The sequence below is a fragment of the Leifsonia stereocauli genome (assembly GCF_038432415.1).
Lineage (GTDB): Bacteria > Actinomycetota > Actinomycetes > Actinomycetales > Microbacteriaceae > Orlajensenia > Orlajensenia stereocauli.
In genome coordinates this window covers 290023-306325 of the sequence record NZ_JBCAUN010000003.1, presented here as the reverse complement: position 1 = coordinate 306325, position 16303 = coordinate 290023, and the positions used below count along the sequence as shown (strand labels likewise).

The 16303-nt window shown below is 68.7% G+C and carries 14 protein-coding genes; 4 read left to right on the top strand and 10 right to left on the bottom strand.

The features are described from left to right. Nucleotides 1-32: 32 nt before the first annotated feature. Both AADV74_RS15505 and AADV74_RS15500 read right to left on the bottom strand, forming a co-directional pair. On the bottom strand, nucleotides 33-2897 hold the full coding sequence (locus tag AADV74_RS15505; protein ID WP_342115743.1) for an excalibur calcium-binding domain-containing protein: 2865 nt from the start codon (nucleotides 2895-2897) through the stop codon (nucleotides 33-35). Nucleotides 2898-3107: 210 nt separating this feature from the next. Next, nucleotides 3108-7181, bottom strand: a complete 4074-nt coding sequence (locus tag AADV74_RS15500; protein WP_342115741.1) for an ExeM/NucH family extracellular endonuclease — start codon at nucleotides 7179-7181, stop codon at nucleotides 3108-3110. A gap of 281 nt (nucleotides 7182-7462) precedes the next feature. Here AADV74_RS15500 and AADV74_RS15495 point away from each other — a divergent pair, with 281 nt between their 5' ends. Further along, a complete protein-coding gene (locus AADV74_RS15495) occupies nucleotides 7463-8416 on the top strand; it encodes an EamA family transporter (protein WP_342115739.1) in 954 nt (317 codons plus the stop codon). Nucleotides 8417-8434: 18 nt separating this feature from the next. Here AADV74_RS15495 and AADV74_RS15490 read toward each other — a convergent pair whose 3' ends face one another. The 6 genes from AADV74_RS15490 to AADV74_RS15465 all read right to left on the bottom strand — a co-directional run bounded on the left by AADV74_RS15490 (nucleotide 8435) and on the right by AADV74_RS15465 (nucleotide 12099). Then, nucleotides 8435-8683 carry a hypothetical protein gene (locus AADV74_RS15490; protein WP_342115737.1) on the bottom strand — a complete coding sequence of 83 codons (249 nt, stop codon included), beginning with the start codon at nucleotides 8681-8683 and terminating at the stop codon, nucleotides 8435-8437. An 82-nt stretch (nucleotides 8684-8765) separates the two neighbouring features. Beyond that, nucleotides 8766-9521: a DUF1353 domain-containing protein gene (locus AADV74_RS15485; protein WP_342115735.1), complete on the bottom strand. Its 756-nt coding sequence runs from the start codon at nucleotides 9519-9521 to the stop codon at nucleotides 8766-8768. A 253-nt stretch (nucleotides 9522-9774) separates the two neighbouring features. Beyond that, on the bottom strand, nucleotides 9775-10662 hold the full coding sequence (locus tag AADV74_RS15480) for a PhzF family phenazine biosynthesis protein (protein WP_342115733.1): 888 nt from the start codon (nucleotides 10660-10662) through the stop codon (nucleotides 9775-9777). A 90-nt stretch (nucleotides 10663-10752) separates the two neighbouring features. Beyond that, entirely contained in the window at nucleotides 10753-11193 is a 441-nt protein-coding gene (locus AADV74_RS15475; protein ID WP_342115730.1) for a VOC family protein, read from the bottom strand. Nucleotides 11194-11236: 43 nt separating this feature from the next. Next, a complete protein-coding gene (locus tag AADV74_RS15470) occupies nucleotides 11237-11713 on the bottom strand; it encodes an SRPBCC family protein (protein WP_342115728.1) in 477 nt (158 codons plus the stop codon). Then, nucleotides 11710-12099 (bottom strand): ArsR/SmtB family transcription factor, encoded by a 390-nt coding sequence (locus AADV74_RS15465; protein WP_342115725.1) that lies wholly within the window; start codon nucleotides 12097-12099, stop codon nucleotides 11710-11712. The genes AADV74_RS15470 and AADV74_RS15465 overlap by 4 nt, the downstream gene beginning before the upstream one ends. A 107-nt stretch (nucleotides 12100-12206) precedes the next feature. Here AADV74_RS15465 and AADV74_RS15460 point away from each other — a divergent pair, with 107 nt between their 5' ends. After that, on the top strand, nucleotides 12207-13070 hold the full coding sequence (locus AADV74_RS15460; protein ID WP_342115722.1) for an NAD-dependent epimerase/dehydratase family protein: 864 nt from the start codon (nucleotides 12207-12209) through the stop codon (nucleotides 13068-13070). Nucleotides 13071-13143: 73 nt separating this feature from the next. Here AADV74_RS15460 and AADV74_RS15455 read toward each other — a convergent pair whose 3' ends face one another. After that, nucleotides 13144-13599, bottom strand: a complete 456-nt coding sequence (locus AADV74_RS15455) for a MarR family winged helix-turn-helix transcriptional regulator (RefSeq protein WP_342115720.1) — start codon at nucleotides 13597-13599, stop codon at nucleotides 13144-13146. Nucleotides 13600-13767: 168 nt separating this feature from the next. Between AADV74_RS15455 and AADV74_RS15450 the strand changes: the two genes are divergently transcribed. Both AADV74_RS15450 and AADV74_RS15445 read left to right on the top strand, forming a co-directional pair. Beyond that, nucleotides 13768-15009 (top strand): MFS transporter, encoded by a 1242-nt coding sequence (locus AADV74_RS15450; RefSeq protein ID WP_342115717.1) that lies wholly within the window; start codon nucleotides 13768-13770, stop codon nucleotides 15007-15009. Between the two features lie 68 nt (nucleotides 15010-15077). Beyond that, nucleotides 15078-15782 (top strand): type 1 glutamine amidotransferase domain-containing protein, encoded by a 705-nt coding sequence (locus AADV74_RS15445; RefSeq protein ID WP_342115714.1) that lies wholly within the window; start codon nucleotides 15078-15080, stop codon nucleotides 15780-15782. Between the two features lie 41 nt (nucleotides 15783-15823). Here AADV74_RS15445 and AADV74_RS15440 read toward each other — a convergent pair whose 3' ends face one another. Next, nucleotides 15824-16189 carry a TFIIB-type zinc ribbon-containing protein gene (locus AADV74_RS15440; RefSeq protein WP_342115712.1) on the bottom strand — a complete coding sequence of 122 codons (366 nt, stop codon included), beginning with the start codon at nucleotides 16187-16189 and terminating at the stop codon, nucleotides 15824-15826. Nucleotides 16190-16303 lie beyond the last annotated feature (114 nt).

Below are 16303 nucleotides of genomic sequence, written 5' to 3'. Positions count from 1 at the left end.
GCGTGCGGTGGCGACTCGGAGGCCCGCCGGGACTAGTGCCTCTCGCAGGCGATCCCGTCCTTGTCTCGATCCGACTTCGTGTTCAGGCTGTACAGGCTTGTGGAGAGGAACGTCGACGGGCTGATCGCCGTGTTCCTGCCGGACACGACATCGAACCTGACGCCTGTCTTCGCGACGCCGTAGGGATACACCGCGTTGAGGGCGGTGCAGTTGGCGTAGGCGGTGGGGGCGACCTTCACGGCACCGGATGTCTTCGCAACTGTCGCGTAGGCCGTCCTGCTCCCCGTGACCCTCACACTGATCGACCGATCGACGTCGTTGCCCAGCACCCTGTACGTCGACATCGTCGCCCCTGCGATCGCGGACCCGTTGCGGAGCCACTGGTACTTCAGACTGGCCGCCGGACTCCAGGTTCCGGGACTCGCCCTGAGGATGCTCCCTGCCGTCGCCGCACCGCTGACCGCGGGCGTCGGAGCTGCGACGAAGGCGCCGCTGGCGATCGTCTTCGCGGCGCTGGTCTTCGCGACAGTGGTGTAGCCCGCCTTCCGGCCTGTGACCGTGACGGTGACGACCTTCCCGAGGTCGGCGGCCGCGAGGACGTAGCCGGGCTTCGTCGCCCCGGCGATGGGGACGCCGGCGCGCTTCCACTGGTAGCCGAGGGTCACCGGTGCGGGCGACCAGGTTCCCGCCCTCACGGTGAGTGTCGAGCCGACTCTCGCCACACCGGTGAGCGTCGGCACCGGAGCCGATGAGAGGACTCTCTCGATCGTCGCGGATGCGCTCGACTTCACCAATGATGTGTAGCCGGACTTCCGGCCGGTGACGACGAAGGTGACGGCCGTTCCGGCGTCAGCCGTCACGAGCTTGTAGCTCGTGCTCGTGGCGCCCGCGATGGCTGTGCCGTTGCGCTTCCACTGGTAGCTCAGAGCGATCGGCGACGGAGCCCAGGCGCCGGTGGAGCCCGTGAGCGTCTGGCCGACCCGCTTGACGCCCACGACAGTCGGCGTCGCGCCGACGAGCTGCCTCTCGATCACGGCGACGGCACTGGTGCGCGCCACAGCGAGGTAGCCGGTCCTCGCGCCGGTCACCACGACCGTCACGCTGGTTCCGGCATCCGCGGTCACCAGCCGGTACGTGGATGCGGTGGCCGCAGCGATCGCGACACCATTGCGGCGCCACTGGTAGCCGAGGGCGACCGGGGCCGGGCTCCAGACCCCGGGAACCGCCGTCAAGGTCTGACCCACACTCCTCGTGCCCTTGATGACCGGGATCGGGGTTGCAGCGAGGGCGAGCCTGATGGAGACCGGCGCGCTCAGCTTCTGAAGGGTGGCGAGGTAGGACTTGGAACCCGAGACGCGCACGACGACCGCCGTGCCCACGTCGGCCGCGACCGGTACGTATGTCGGCCCGGTCGCTCCGGGAATGCTCACGCCGTTCCGCAGCCACTGGTAGGAGAAGGACGCGCCTCCCGGCAGCCACGTGCCGGGGTTCGCTGCGAGTGTCGACCCCGGCGTCGGTGACCCTGCGACGGTGGGCGTCGGAGCCACGAAGACACCTCCGCCGATGAATTCGGTCGACGGGCTCTCCCTCTCGAGCGTCGTGTATCCGGGGAGCACACCGGTCGCGACGACCTTGAGCCTCTCACCGGCATCGTCGTTGGTGACGGCGTAGCTGGAACCGGTGGCGCCGGGGATCGCGATGCTCCCGCGGTACCAGCGATAGGTGATGACGGCGCTCGCGGGCGTCCACTGCGCGTGTGTGGCAGTGAGCGTGTTCCCAACCTTGGCTGAGCCCACGATCTGCGGTGTCTGGCTGAGCATGTTCTCCGACTCGACCGGCCCCACCTCTCCACTCGTGGCCGACACCGAGGCGAGGCTCGATCTCGACAGCGTCACTGTCACGGTGATCATCGCGTCGATGTCGGAGAGGCCCACCTCGTAGTCCGGGCCCACCCTTCCGGCGACGTCGACGCCGTCGCGCGCCCATTGGTATGACGCCGTGGTACCGGGTTCCGTCGGAACGGCTGAGATCGAGAGGGTGTAGCCGAACTTCGGCGTGCCGGTGATCACCGGCGGCGTCACCGGGCCGAGTGCATCCTGCACCGTCTGCTCGACCGTCCCCGAGAACGGCGCACCGCCCTCAGCGGCCCAGACGAGTGTTCCGAGTCCTGGAGCGCCCCAGATGACGTTCTCGGCATCGAGGGTTCCCGCGACGGCCGACGCCGGATCCACGTCGACAGCCACTGGCTGCCCGTCGAGCCCGATGATGCTCGGCAGAAGCGCGGGGTGATAGGCGTTCGCATCCGCTGCCACGACGCGCTGGTCGGCGAGGGAGATCGTCGTGCCGGACAGTCCGGCCAGCGGCGACGCATCACTCAAGGCGTTCGAGTCGAGCCGCAGGTCGATCAGGGCGGTGAGACCTGCGAAGGCATGGGCGTCGCTGACCCGGTTGACGCTGAGGTCGATCTGCCGGACGCCCTGCAGTCCGGCCAACGGGGCGGCATCCGCGACCTGGTTGAAGTCGAGGTGCAGATAGCGCAGGTCAGCCAGGTCCGCGAGCGGCGTCAGGTCGGTGACGGCGTTGTCCGACAAGGCGAGCGCGATGAGGCCGGTCGCTGCCTGCAGACCGGTGAGCGAGGCGATGCCGCGGGATTCGCAGGCCAGACCCGTGAGCGCGGCGAGGTCCGCTCGCTCGACCGGCGCGTCAGCTTCCGCGCCCAGGGCGTCGTTGATGCACGCGGCGAGCGCAGCATCGGGCACGGCGACGATGTCGGTCGAGGCGACGGCCACGCCGGCCGGAATCGTCGAGGCGACCAGTGCGCCGATGAGGATGGCGGCTGCCGCGAGCGTGCGGCTGGGGCGCCGTCGGAGTCCGGGGGTGGGGCGCGACGTTGGCACGGGAACTCCTTCGGGCGTCACGGTGCAGCACCGGCATCACGCGACAGGGTGCCTCCGCCGGGTGAACGGAAGCTGCCTCAGGTTAGCCGCGCGGCCGAGGATTGCCCACCCGGCGCCTACCCCCAGAGTGGGTCTGGAGTCAGCCGATCGAACTCGAAAGCGGCCCCTCACCGCGAGGGTGAGAGGCCGCATCCGTTCAGCGGGTATCCGCTACCAGAGCAGCACCGGGAAGGCGTTGCTCGTGGAGCCCTTCACGGTGTCGGAGCCGCCGTAGACCGACTTCAGCACGTGCAGGCCGGCCTTCAGCTTCGGCAGGGTGATCGTCTTCCTGCCCTTGTCCGCCGCGGTGAGCGTGATGGTCGTGAGCAGCTTCTTGCCGTCGTAGACCTTCACATCGCCGGTGACGACGGTGCCCTTCGGAGCAGACACCACCACCGTGTACTTCAGCGCCGAGTTGTGGCTGCCGAGGATGGTGTTGGCGTAGGCGAACGTCGAGCTCTTCACCGCAGGCACGGGTGCCGTGATGGTGATCGGCACGGCGATCGAGGTTCCCGTCGAGGGCACCGCGATCGTGAGCTGCTGCGCTCCGGAGAGGCCAGCCGGAATGGCGAAGGTCACGGAGGCGCGACCCACCTCATCAGTCGTGTCGACGATCGTCGGATCGATGGCCGAGGATCCGACCACGGTTCCGCCGATCGAGAGCTCGACCGTCGATGCTGCAGGCTCACCGGCGCTGAACGCAAGCGACGAGAGGTCGGCCGTGACCGACTCCCCCACCGCATATGCGGCACCACTGGCGGGAGCCGTGAGCTTCACACCGACGGCGCGCTGGGCGAGGTCGGGCGAGACGGGCGAGTTCGCGGCCATGTAGTCGACCATCGACTCGAGGTCGACCTTGCCGGAGTCGGCCTTCTGCGTTCCCTGCGCCAGGGTGAAGAAGTTGTCTCCTCCCGAGGCCAGGAAGGAGTTGACGACGACACGGATGCTGTCGCCGGCCGCGACGGGTTCGCCGTTCAGCAGCACGTTGGTGATGTGCGATCCGACGGCGGCCGTGGGGTCCTCGGTGTAGGTGAGGCTCTGCGACACACCGAGTTTGAGGAACGGTCGCGCTGCCGTGGCAGGCTGCCACTGCTGCTCGAGCACCTCTTTGAGCTGCTCACCCGTGAGGGTGAGCGTCACCAGGGTGTTGGCGAACGGCTGGACGACCGCGGCCTCCTTGTAGGTGAGGTTGCCGTCGGGGTCGGCCGGCCCGCTCGACGCGTACTTCATGTCGGCGCGCAGACCACCCGGGTTCATGAGGGCGACCTGGATGTCGGCCGCGTCGCGCTGGGCGCTCCACAGCTGCACATCGGCGACGAAGTTGCCGAGGGTCGACTCTCCACCGCGGTTCTCAGCACCGGCCGACTGCTTGGCCCGGTTGAAGTCGGCGGTGATGTCGCCGAGCTTCACGGCACCGAGGACGGCGGCCTTGTCCACGGCATCCTTGACTATCGGAGAGACCTCGGGGTCATCCGTGTAGTTCGGCGTGTACGTCGTGGTGGTTCCCGAGACGGTCTTGGTCTTGAGGTCATAGGTGTTGTTCACCATCGACAGCAGTTCCTTGGTCTGGGGGTTCACCTCGATGTCCATGATGCTGAACTTCTCGCCGTACTGGCCCGAGGAGATGACGGGTCGGCCGTCGATCACGTGGTTGTAGGCGAGGTGGGTGTGACCGGACACGATCGCGTCGACGTCGGAGTCGACGCCCGTCACGATCTTTCCGAACGCCGAGGTCGGGTCGGTGGCGGATGCGACGGCGGTCGTGGCGGCACCCTCGTGAACGAGCAGCACGACGACGTCGGCCTCACCGTTCGCGGGGTCGCCGTCGCGCAGTTCGTCGGCGACGGCGTTGACCGATTCCGTCACGTCGCGCACGTCGATCTGGGCGATGCCGGCCGGGCTCACGAGCGAGGACAGCTCGTTCGTCACGGCGCCGACGAAGCCGATGGTCACGCCGTCGAACTCCTCGGTGTAGTACGCGGGGAGCGCGTGCTCGTCCGTGCCCTTCGTGAAGATGTTCGCTCCGAGGTACTCCCACTTCGCCCGGGGGATGATGCGGTCGGTGAGGTCGGCGAAGCCCTTGTCGAACTCGTGGTTGCCCACAGCGCTCACGTCGAGACCGGCCGCGTTCAGCGCGTCGATCGTGGGGTTGTCCTGCTGGATGAACGAGGTGAACGTCGAGGCGCCCACCATGTCACCGGCAGCCGCGAAGACGGTGTTCGGGTTCTCGGCCCGCACCTGCTTCACGGCCGTCGACAGTGCCGCGATGCCGGCGGCCGCCGATCCGGTGCCCTCGTTCTCGATGCGACCGTGGAAGTCGTTGACTGTCACGAGGTCGATCGAGACCGGGGCGACCTCGCTCGAGACGCCGACGACGATCGGGTCATGGTCGCTCGAGCGCCAGGGCGTTCCGGCCTCGGTGGCTGCGAACGCGTAGCCGCGGTCACTCCACTCGGGCGAGTTGATGTTCCACACTCCGACGCCGGTGACGGTCGAGGCGACCGACGGACTGGCGAGAACGTGGTCGAGGCTGCCGAGCTCGCCGTTGAAGGAGTAGGTGTACTGGCCTGCGGCATCCGTCGGAACCAGGTCGGTCCAGCCGGCGTCGGTGAAGACGTCGATCGGGTCCTCCTGCGCATAGGCGTTGAAGTCGCCGATGAGGAAGACGTCGCCGCTGCCCGAGCTCTGCTCCAGGGTGTCGGTGAAGGCGAGGGTGGCCTGCGCCTGCTTGACGCGGTCTTCGTTGAACCAGCCCTGGCCGTCGGCCGGCTCTCCGGTCGAGCCGGAGGGAGCCGACTTGGACTTCAGGTGGTTGGCGACGACGGTGATCGTCTTGCCGTCGAAGCTGAACGTCTGAGCGATCGGCTCGCGCGCGTTGCCCCAGACGCTCTCATCGATCGGCACGGTCTGGCTGGCACCCTCGGGGGTGACCGCAGCGGCCTTGTAGATGATCGCCGTCGTGATGAAGTCGGTGACGTCCGCCGTGAGGGCGTCCGGCGTGGGAACGAAGCTCCAGACCTCGCTGCCCGCCGCCTCGTTGAGCGCGTCGACCAGGTTGCCGAGCGCCTCGTCCTTCGGGTCGCCGAGCTTGATCGAGTTCTCGATCTCCTCGAGCGAGACGATGTCGGCGTCGAGGCCGTTGATGGCCGCGACGATCTTCGACTGCTGGATGGCGAACTGCTCTGCCGTGGCCGCGCCGCGTGCACTCGAGTTCTCGCTCGTGAGGGTCGTGAAGTAGTTGAAGACGTTGAACGACGCGAGACGCACGTCGCCGCCGACGGCGGGCGGAGCCTCGGGGCGCGGGTTCGTGGCCTCGAACGTGGGCTTGGCCTCGGCCGGGCTCGCGTCCGTGATCGGAACCGCGGGCTGCAGGCGCCAGTCGTCGAAGCCGTAGCTCAGCACGTAGGGCTGGGCCGGGAAGTCGACGACGTCGCCGTTCCGCACGACGGTGTCGGTCGTGTAGTACGGCTGCCCGCCGATGTGGGCGGCGTTGGACACCTGGATGCTGTAGCCGTCGTCGAGCAGGAGACGGTTGGCCTTGTTGGCCGCGGCGATGGCTGCGGCATCCGGACCCGACTGCTTCTGCTCGGTGGCCGCCACGAGTGGGGCGTCACCGGCGGAGAGCCAGAGGGTGCCGAAGTTGTAGAGCTGGTGGCTCGAGGCGACCTTGTAGGTGCCCGTGGGCTCGACCAGCATGCCCTCGAGGTTCTCGCGGTCGGCGCCGAGCAGGGTGTCGGGCAGCGGGGTGGCTGCGGGGACGCCGACTGCCGGCGTCACGACGGTGACGGCTCCGGCGACGGATGCCGTGAGCTGGGTGAGTCCGTTGAACTCGCGCACGGTTCCCGTGGCCTGCACCAGGTCGCCGATGGCGAGGGTGGGCTTCTGGTTGCCGAGGTAGACGAACAGTCCCTCGGAGGCTCCGGGGATGGAGCCGCCGCTGCCGGAGGTCTGGATGTAGATGCCGTTGTAGCCGCCGGTGCGCTCGTCTGCTGTGACGACGCCCTGCACGACGTAACTGTTGCCGTCATCGGCGAACGGGCTGGCCGCCCCGGTGCCCTGAACGGCTGCGATGGTGGTGTCGACCGTGGCTGCGAAGGCCGGGGTCGCACCGAAGGAGGCGAACCCGAGGGTGGCGACGGTGACGGCGGCGAGCGCCGAGAGTCGGCGGCGTTGTGGTCGGACGGGCTGGACTTCAGGCGGCGTCTTCGCTGCTGCCTCTGCGCTGGAGCGCTCGATCGTGGACACGGACTTCCCTTCGGATGAAACGGATGTGGTGCACAGGGCTGCTCTCGGGGGCGCGGGTCGGCCGCAGTGCCGAGAAACTGGCGACCCCTCCCGGATGTACCCCGAATCGGGGCGCACTCGTTCAGGGGTCATCCGCAGACTATGGGCTGCCCGTGACACTGCCAAGAGTCGTGAGGGAAATGTCATCTGCTCTTAAGTTGGTCGCCGTATCGGCGCGCGCGGATGCGGCGCAGACGCCGTGAGCACGCGGTGACCCGTGCCGCGCCCTAGGCTGGTCGCCTATGTTGACCGTGATCCTCGGGGTGTCCGGCGCCCTCATCTTCGGCTCGGCCGACTTCCTCGGTGGCCTCGCAGCCAAGCGCATGAGCGCCCTGCTGACCACGGCCATCGCGGCACTCACCGGACTCGTGCTGCTGGTGATCCTGTTGCCGTTCCTCGGCGGTGTCTGGTCGTCGGATGCCGTTCTCTGGGGTGCCCTCTCCGGCATCACCGGCGCCATCGCCATCTCGCTGCTGTACGCCTGCCTCGCGATCGGGCCGATGAGCATTCTGTCTCCCCTGACCGCGGTGGTCTCGGCGATCGTGCCGCTGACCGTCGCCCTCGCCGGCGGCGAGACCCTCGCCGCCCTCGGTTACTGGGCGATCGGGCTCGCCCTCATCGCCGTGGTGATGGTGGGCTTCGTGCCCGAGAAGGGCGCAGTGCGGCCGTCGCTCAAGGGCATCCTGATGGCGGTCGGATCCGGCGCCGCCATCGGTGCCTTCCTGGTGCTCATCGACCTCAGCCCCGACGACAGCGGACTCGTGCCCCTCGTGCTGAACCGCGCGGTCAATGCGGCGATCATGTTCGGCGTCGTCGGCATCCTCTTCCTCATCGGACGGCGCCGCCGCCGTCATTCTCGCCACGAGGCCGCGAGCCTGACCGGCATGGGAACCGATGCCGACGGCCTCGACGCACCGCCGGCACCCGCATCCGCGGCGGCATTTGAGGGTCGAGGCATGCTGCGCGCCGGCATCATGCTGGCCGTGGCGTGCGGCGTGATCGACGCCGTCGCGAACACGCTGCTGCTGCTCGGCATCCGTGTCGGCGACCTCAGCGTGATGAGCGTGCTGACGGCCCTCTACCCCGCGGGCACGATCCTGCTGGCCGCGATCGTGCTGCGAGAGCGCATCGCCCCCGTGCAGTGGGTCGGGCTGGCCCTGGCGCTCACGGCCGCCGGGATGCTGGCGCTGGCCTGAGTCCGGGTGCAGCCCTCGCTACTTCGCGGACCTCGGCGCCTTGCGCGGACGCTTGCCCTCGGTCGACGTCGGCGAGAAGATCACGCCGAATGCGATGCCGATGCCGATGCCGATGAGGGCTCCGGCCACGACGCTGTCGAGCGAGTAGCCGATGGCCACGCCGAGCACTCCGCCGATGACGAGGCCGAGCGGCCAGGCGACCAGTGCGCTCATGTGCTTGCGTCCAGCGCGGCCGGGCAGGCGCGGCTCGGGGGTGTTCTCAGCCATGCAGACAATCTACCCGCGGCTTTCGGATGCAGCGGACCACCGTGCGCGGGCTGCGAGTGGACAGCACTCGGCCGACTGTCGGTCAGTGACCGGGCGGTCGGATCGTCGGACGGAACACCTGCGTGGGCTGTCCCCCGCTGATGAGTTCGACGACGAACTCGAGCAGGCGGAACGGGAGCAGCGCGAGCAGTTGCACGAGGAGGAGGGGAGCGATGATGGCGCTCCCGTAGGAGAGCACCACCATCATGAGCCAGTCGCGACCCCAGAGGAACGACGCGGCGAGGGGAACCAGGAGCAGCAGGAGCCAGATCGGATCCGTCGTGATCGCCAGCACGATGCCCGTCGCGATGGCCACGAGTGAGAGCAGCACCTGCACGAGGAGCAGCAACCCGAGCGGGAGGGCGTGCCGCAGGTAGCGCTCCGCAGACACCCAGCCCCACATGAGCCAGGCACGCAGCAGCGGCACCTGCTGCTCGCGGAGGCCGACCAGGAAGACGCGGTCGTCCTCGCGGCGCTGCTCGAGGGCGGCATGCGGATCGCCGCCGTCGCCGATGAGGGCGGCCACCTCGGAGCGGTGGTCGTGCACGACGGCCGGAGCCGACTGGCGGCCATAGGAGGCGATGAAGCTCCAGAGGAAGTGCGGCACCGAGGCGAGGTCGGTGCTGTTCTGCCGGGTGGGATGGGGGTCGGGCACGTGGGCCGGCGCCCAGACGACGGTGTCGGTGCCTGGCTCCCTGTAGCCGATGCCGCGACGCAACTGGAACAGGTAGCCGTCCGGCGGCACCTGGCCGAGCTCGATGGAGGCGAGTGGCTCGCCGTCCTCGGTGATGAACGGCATCCGTTCCCCCTTCGACGCGGTGTGAGTCCATCCTGCCGCGTCGGGGTGTCACTGGGGGGGACTGCGGAAGGGCCCCGCGCTCACGGGGCCCTCCCTGTCATCCGCACAAGAGGTCGTCGGGTCGACCACAGATGACGTTCAGGCGCTGCGCGGTCTTCTCTCAACGCAGAACCCAAGGGATACGGCGCCGACGCCTGATCGGTTTGGAATCCGTCGGGATTCCCGGCACTCATCGTCGATGGACGCCACCGGCTCACGCGGGGATGGGGACAGCGCTCCCACTCACGGTGATGCCGCCCGTCGCCGGGATGTCGACGGTGAGCACGCTCGGGCGGCCGACGTGGCGCCCCTGATGGACGATCACGCGCGCCGGGGGCTCGACGAGGCCGAGATCGCGCAGGTAACCGCCGAGGGAGGCGGCCGCGGATCCCGTCGCGGGATCCTCGGTGATGCGCCCCACCGGGAAGATGTTGCGCGCCTCGAACTCGGTGGCGCCGATCGATCGAAGCATCGTGATGGTGCCTGCCCAGCCCTCGACGTCCATGAGGGAACGGGCGACCACGGGCGAGAAGGTGAACGAGTCGAAGACGTCGGCATCGGCGACGACGACGATCGGATGCCTGTTGCCGGCGAAGGCGACGCGCGGCGGGTAGCGCTGGTCGAGCTGTGTCTCGCTCAGGGAGGTCATGGAGAGGATCTGGCTGAGCGCTGCATCGTCGAGCGGCTCGACGGCCGGCTCGACACTGGTGAAGGCGGCGCTGATGCCGACCGGCGCGGCCGCGGCGCCATCCGCAGCTCCGGCATCACCAGCTTCGGCATCCGTCACGATCGGGATCTCACCGACCGGGGTGCGGAATCGGATCTCGCCGACACCGTCGCGCTCGGCGATCGCGACAGCCGTCGCGATGGTGGCGTGACCGCAGAACGGCACCTCGGCGATCGGGCTGAAGTAGCGGATCACCCGGATGCCGTTCTCCGCGCCCGTCACGAACGCGGTCTCGGCGTAGTCGATCTCGGCGGCGATGCGCTGCATCTCGGCGTCGGACATCCCGCCGGCGTCGAGCACGACCCCGGCGGGGTTGCCGCCCCGGGGATCGGTGGTGAAGGCGGCATAGCGGAGGATCTGCGGAGAGTCGGTCACCCTTCCATCCTGTGGCACGGAGGTGGCGGGCGGAAGAGACGCGCTGGGACCGCGGACTCCATCCACGGTCCCAACGCGAGAGTCGCCTGTCTACTCGCCGGAGTCCTCGGCGAAGCGTCCTCGGTACTCCACCGGGATGAGCGGCTTCTCGGCACGCACCCGCAGCTCCTGCACGGCCCAGCTGTTGCCATCAGGGTCGCTGAAGCCGAAGAACGTGCCGCCGTCGCGCTCGTCGAAGACCGTCAGCTCGCTGGCATCGACGCCGCGGCCGAGGAGTTCCTCGCGCGCGGTCGCGGCATCCGACACGACCAACTGCAGGCCCTTGAGCGAGCCCGGCTCCATCTGGTTCTGCGACGGCAGGGTGCCGATCACGATCGAGCAGCCGGAGCCTCGCGGCGTGAACTGCACTATGCGGGCCTCACCCATGTCGGTGTCGTGATCGAGGTCGAAGCCGACCTTGTCTCGGTAGAACTCGATCGATCGCGCTATGTCCTTGACGGGCACGATGACGACTTCGAGGGTCCAGTCCATGATGTTCTCCTTGGGTTTCGCGGTGCGGATGCCGGAGGGCCGATCAGCCGAGCAGTTCTTCGAGTCGCTCGTAGCCCTCGCGCATTCCGTGCTCCATTCCGGAGGCGACCATGCCGTCGCGCGCCTCCTGGGTGGGGTAGACCGAGTGGCCCTCGAGGCGCGTGCGCCCGTTGCCGAGGTCGATGAAGCGCATCGAGTCGAGCGCGACGACGTCGGGGTAGCCCTCGAACTCGAAGGTCTGCACGGCGAACTCGTTCTCGCGCACGACGTGGAAGACGCCGTTGAAGCCGTACTTCTCGTCGCCGCGGCCATGGACGTAGCGGTAGCGGCCTCCGGTGCGGAAGTCGTACTCCTCGATCTCCATCTCGAGATCGCGCGGGCCGAGCCACTGCGCAACGAGGGCGGGATCCCGGTGGGCGTTGAAGACGGCCTCGACCGGGTAGTCGAACTCGCGCACGAAGTCGACGTACTGCACGCCCTCAGGCGCGGTGACGGTGAGGGCATTGGTGGTGGTGCTCATAGTTCCTTCTCCTTGATGGTGTCGACGGATGCCTTCGCTGCGGCATCCGATGCGCCCATCGCTCCGAGCACCGCGTCGAGACTGCGGAACTGCTGCTCGTGGATGAGCCTGTACCGGTCGATCCAGCTGGTCATGCGTTCGAGCTCGACGGCGTTCAGGTGCACGGGCCGGCGCTGCGCATCACGCGTTCGCGTGACCAGCCCCGCCTGCTCCAGCACCTGGATGTGCTTCGAGACCGCCTGCTTGGAGATCTCGAAGGGCTCCGCGAGTTCGTTGACCGTGGCCGAGCCTCGACTGAGGCGAGCGATGATCCGGCGACGGATGGGGTCGGCCAGGGCCATGAATGCCCGGTCGAGCCGTTCCTCCGATTTCGGATCCACGATCATTATCAACCTTCTGCTTGATCAACCACTTGATTGATTAAAAGATAGATCGATTGGGTGTCGCTGTCAAGACCTCGGCGAAGAACGCTGGTGCGCGGCAGGATGGACTCATGCGCATAGTGGTGACTGGTGGATCGGGCAAGCTGGGACGGACCGTGGTGCGCGAGCTCGCGGCATCCGGTCACGAGGTGGTCAATCTCGACCAGAACGGCGAGCGCGGGCCGGGCTTCCTGAGGGTCGACCTGAGCGACTTCGGTGCCGTGATCGATGCGATCGCGGGCCTCGCCGAGGAGCCGGACGGCCACGAGGATCGCGGCAATGTCGACGCCCTCGTGCACCTCGCCGCCGTGCCGGCGCCCGGGCTCGTGAGCGACGTGAGCACCTTCCACAACAACATGCTCGGAACCTTCAATGTGTTCTGGGCGGCGAAGCGGCTCGGCATCCGGCGCATCGTCTACGCGTCGAGCGAGACCGTGCTCGGCCTGCCGTTCGACGTGCCGCCGCCTTATATCCCCGTGGACGAGGAGTATCCGGCGCGACCGGAGAGCGTCTACTCGCTGGTCAAGCACCTCGAGGAGCAGCTGGCGATCGAGCTGGTGCGCTGGGACCCCGAGCTGTCGATCACGGCGCTGCGCTTCTCGAACGTCATAGACCCGGAGGACTATGCCGCGTTCCCGTCATTCGACTCGGATGCGAACGCACGCAAGTGGAACCTGTGGGGCTACATCGACGGCCGCGACGGCGCCCAGGCCATCGAGCGCGCGCTGACGACGGCCGCGCCGGGGTTCGACCGCTTCATCATCGCGGCGGCAGACACCGTGATGAGCCGGCCGAACTCGGAGCTGGTGGCCGAGGTGTTCCCCGAGGTTCCGGTGCACGGCGAGCTCGGCGTGCACGACACCCTGCTCTCGATCGCGAAGGCGCGGCGGGTGCTGGGCTTCGAGCCGAGGCACTCGTGGCGGGATCACGTCTGACACACCATTCGTTCGCTGACGTCCGCGCGCAGCGCGCGACCGGAGCGCTTCCACCGCGGGCTTCGCCCGGGCCTCAGCGGGCGGGGGCAGGCGCCACCGCGTGCAGCGCGTCGACCATCGGCGCGAGCTCCGGCTGCTCGGCGGCATCCGAGAGCACGCGCTCGAGCGCCTCGTCGTGGATGGGCCGCGCCCGCTCGTAGAGCGCCCGCCCTGCGGCGGTGAGCTCGGTGTAGATGCCGCGCCTGTCGTCGGCGCAGAGGATGCGGGTGAGCAGCGCGCGCTCCTCGAGACGCGTCACGAGTCGGGTGGTGGCGCTCGCGCTCAAGGCGGCCGCTCGGGCGAGCTGCTGCATCCGCATGTGCCAACCGTCCTGGCGGCTCAGGGCGTCGAGCACCGTGTACTCCACGACGGAGAGACCCACGGATGCCGCCAGTGCGCGTTCCAGCTCGGCCTCGATGAGCCCGTGCAGAGCGGCCAGCGTGCGCCAGCCCTGCGCTCGCACCTCGACTGCATCGTCGGCGATGCCCATGGCGGTCCTCGATCCTCTCGTGGCGTTCGCTGAGCCGTCGGAACGGCTTCACGAAAAGTAGTTGCTTGCGCGTTGTATTTGCATGTGCAACTATTTATACAACGCGTCTGCAACTACCAGCGTACGCGCATCATCCCGAAACCCCACCCCAGCACTGGAGAAATCAGCATGCCCGCAGGTTTGATCGCCCTCGCCATCGGCGGGTTCGGCATCGGACTCACCGAGTTCGTCATCATGGGCCTCCTCCCTGAGGTCGCCGCGAGCTTCGACGTCACCGAGGCCGCAGCCGGCTGGCTGATCTCGGGCTATGCGCTCGCGGTCGTCGTCGGCGCCCTCGGCATCACCGCCGCGACCATCAGACTCCCCCGCAAGCCCGTGCTCATGGCACTGCTCGTGCTCTTCATCGCGGGCAACGCACTCTCGGCACTCGCGCCCACGTACGGCGTCATGATGAGCGGCCGGGTCGTCGCCGCCCTCTGCCACGGCGCCTTCTTCGGCATCGGCGCGGTGGTGGCTGCGAGCCTCGTGCCTGCGAATCGCAAGGCCGGCGCCGTCGCGATCATGTTCACCGGCCTCACCGCCGCGAATGTGCTCGGCGTTCCGTTCGGCACCTTCCTCGGCCAGCAGTTCGGCTGGCGGTCCACCTTCTGGGTGATCGCCGCCATCGGCGTCGTCGCCCTCGTGGGCATCTGGCGGCTGGTGCCGGCGACGCCCGGGGTGACGGATGCCGCCGGCACCGCATCCGTCAGCCCCGTGCCCAGCCTTCGCACCGAGCTCGGAGCGTTCCGTTCGGGCCAGGTGTGGCTCTCGCTCACCGTCACAGTGCTCGGCTTCGGCGGCATGTTCGGCGCCTTCACCTACATCGCCTACACACTCACCGAGGTGAGCGGGTTCGCAGCGAGCGCCGTTCCCTGGCTGCTCGTATTGTTCGGCGGCGGCCTCTTCGTGGGCAACTGGCTCGGCGGGCGCCTCGCCGACAGGTCGATCGACGGGACCCTGCTCGGCTTCCTCATCGCCCTCACCGTCGTCCTCGTGCTGTTCGCTCTGCTGGCCTGGAGCCCCGTCGCGACGATCGCGCTGCTCTTCCTCATGGGCGGCTTCGGATTCGGCACGGTTCCCGGACTGCAGACCCGCATCATGGGCTACGCAGACGGGGCACCGACCCTGGCCTCGAGCGCGAACATCGCAGCCTTCAATCTGGGCAACGCTCTCGGCGCGTTCGTGGGCGGTCTGGCCATCACGGCAGGACTCGGCTACACCTCACCTCTCTGGGTCGGCGCCGTCATCACCGCAGCCGCCGTGGTCGTGATGGCCTTCGCGGCCGTCGATGCCCGGCGAGCGACGCGCAGAATGGATGAGGTGCGCGCCTCTCCCGCGACGCCGACCCGACCGACGCCCGCTGTCGCCTGAGCCTCAGCGCCGACCACCCGCACCGCACCCACCTCCAGCCGCATCCGGCACAACGAAAGGACACCTCCATGAGCGACATCCTCATGATCGTCACCGGGGCCACGAGCCTCACCCTCAGCGACGGTGCCGAGCACCCCACGGGCTTCTGGGCCGAGGAGCTCGTCGTCGCGCACCGAGAGCTGCGTGCCGCCGGCCACAGCATCACCATCGCGACGCCGGGCGGGGTCACCCCCACGGTCGACGCGGGAAGCCTCTCGGATGCCGGTGCCGGCGGAGCCGGGAAGGCGGCCGAGCTGCGCGGCTACCTCGACGAGATCGCACCCGCGCTGGCGGCATCCGTGCCCCTCGACACGATCGACGTGTCGGCATTCGACGCCGTCGTGCTGCCCGGCGGTCACGGTCCGATGACGGACCTGGCCTTCGACGCGACGACGGGGCGCCTGCTCACCGAGGCGAACGCCGCCGGAACGATCATCGCTCCGTTCTGTCACGGCCCCGCTGCTCTGCTCTCAGCCGTGGGCGCCGACGGGGCCTTCGCCTTCGACGGGCGTCGCCTCACGGTGTTCACCGATCACGAGGAGCTCACCGGAGGAACCGGCGAGAAGACGCCGTGGTTCGTCGAGACGCGTCTGCGCGAGGCCGGAGCCATCGTCGAGACCGGCGCCGACTGGTCGAGCCACGTCGTGGTCGACGGCAACCTGATCAGCGGCCAGAACCCGCAGTCGAGCGCGGCCGTGGCGGCTGCGGTTGTCGAGGCCCTGGCGGCGCGCTGAGGGCGCGTCGGGCGGTCGGCCCTCAGCGAGCGGGAGTGTGATCAGTCGAAGAGCTCGCTGAGCCAGCTCTCCCGCTTCTTCTTGCGGTAGTAGCCCTGGTCGCCTGACTGCTGGGGTCCGCGGTCGTCGTAGCGGCGGTCGTCGTGGCCGCGCTCGTCGTAGCCCTGCTGCCCGTAGGCCTGCGCCGGCTGCTGCTCGCCCCATCCCGGCTGCGACTGCGCGGCTGCCGGAGCCGCCGCGGGCGACCTGTAGTCCTGGGCCGCCCGAAGCTCGGCGCCTGCGCGCTCGAGGATCTTGTCGAGCTCGCCGCGATCGAGCCACACGCCGCGGCAGGTGGGGCAGTAGTCGATCTCGACGCCACTGCGCTCGCTCATCACGAGCACGGACTGGTCATTCGGGCACTGCATCGAACGTTCTCCTTCGTCGGGGTCTCCTCGACCCTAGGAACGATTTCTGAGCAGATCCCGGATGCCGCCGGCCGCCGGGATCGCGGGCGAAGAGGCGCGTTGGTGAAATGTGAC

Bases quoted from the DNA above. Each gene is read 5' to 3' on its own strand.
- AADV74_RS15495 (WP_342115739.1), top strand. From the start codon at position 7,463: ATGTTGACCGTGATCCTCGGGGTGTCCGGCGCCCTCATCTTCGGCTCG.
- AADV74_RS15490 (WP_342115737.1), bottom strand. From the start codon at position 8,683: ATGGCTGAGAACACCCCCGAGCCGCGCCTGCCCGGCCGCGCTGGACGC.
- AADV74_RS15485 (WP_342115735.1), bottom strand. From the start codon at position 9,521: ATGCCGTTCATCACCGAGGACGGCGAGCCACTCGCCTCCATCGAGCTC.
- AADV74_RS15475 (WP_342115730.1), bottom strand. From the start codon at position 11,193: ATGGACTGGACCCTCGAAGTCGTCATCGTGCCCGTCAAGGACATAGCG.
- AADV74_RS15470 (WP_342115728.1), bottom strand. From the start codon at position 11,713: ATGAGCACCACCACCAATGCCCTCACCGTCACCGCGCCTGAGGGCGTG.
- AADV74_RS15465 (WP_342115725.1), bottom strand. From the start codon at position 12,099: ATGATCGTGGATCCGAAATCGGAGGAACGGCTCGACCGGGCATTCATG.
- AADV74_RS15460 (WP_342115722.1), top strand. From the start codon at position 12,207: ATGCGCATAGTGGTGACTGGTGGATCGGGCAAGCTGGGACGGACCGTG.
- AADV74_RS15455 (WP_342115720.1), bottom strand. From the start codon at position 13,599: ATGGGCATCGCCGACGATGCAGTCGAGGTGCGAGCGCAGGGCTGGCGC.
- AADV74_RS15450 (WP_342115717.1), top strand. From the start codon at position 13,768: ATGCCCGCAGGTTTGATCGCCCTCGCCATCGGCGGGTTCGGCATCGGA.
- AADV74_RS15445 (WP_342115714.1), top strand. From the start codon at position 15,078: ATGAGCGACATCCTCATGATCGTCACCGGGGCCACGAGCCTCACCCTC.
- AADV74_RS15440 (WP_342115712.1), bottom strand. From the start codon at position 16,189: ATGCAGTGCCCGAATGACCAGTCCGTGCTCGTGATGAGCGAGCGCAGT.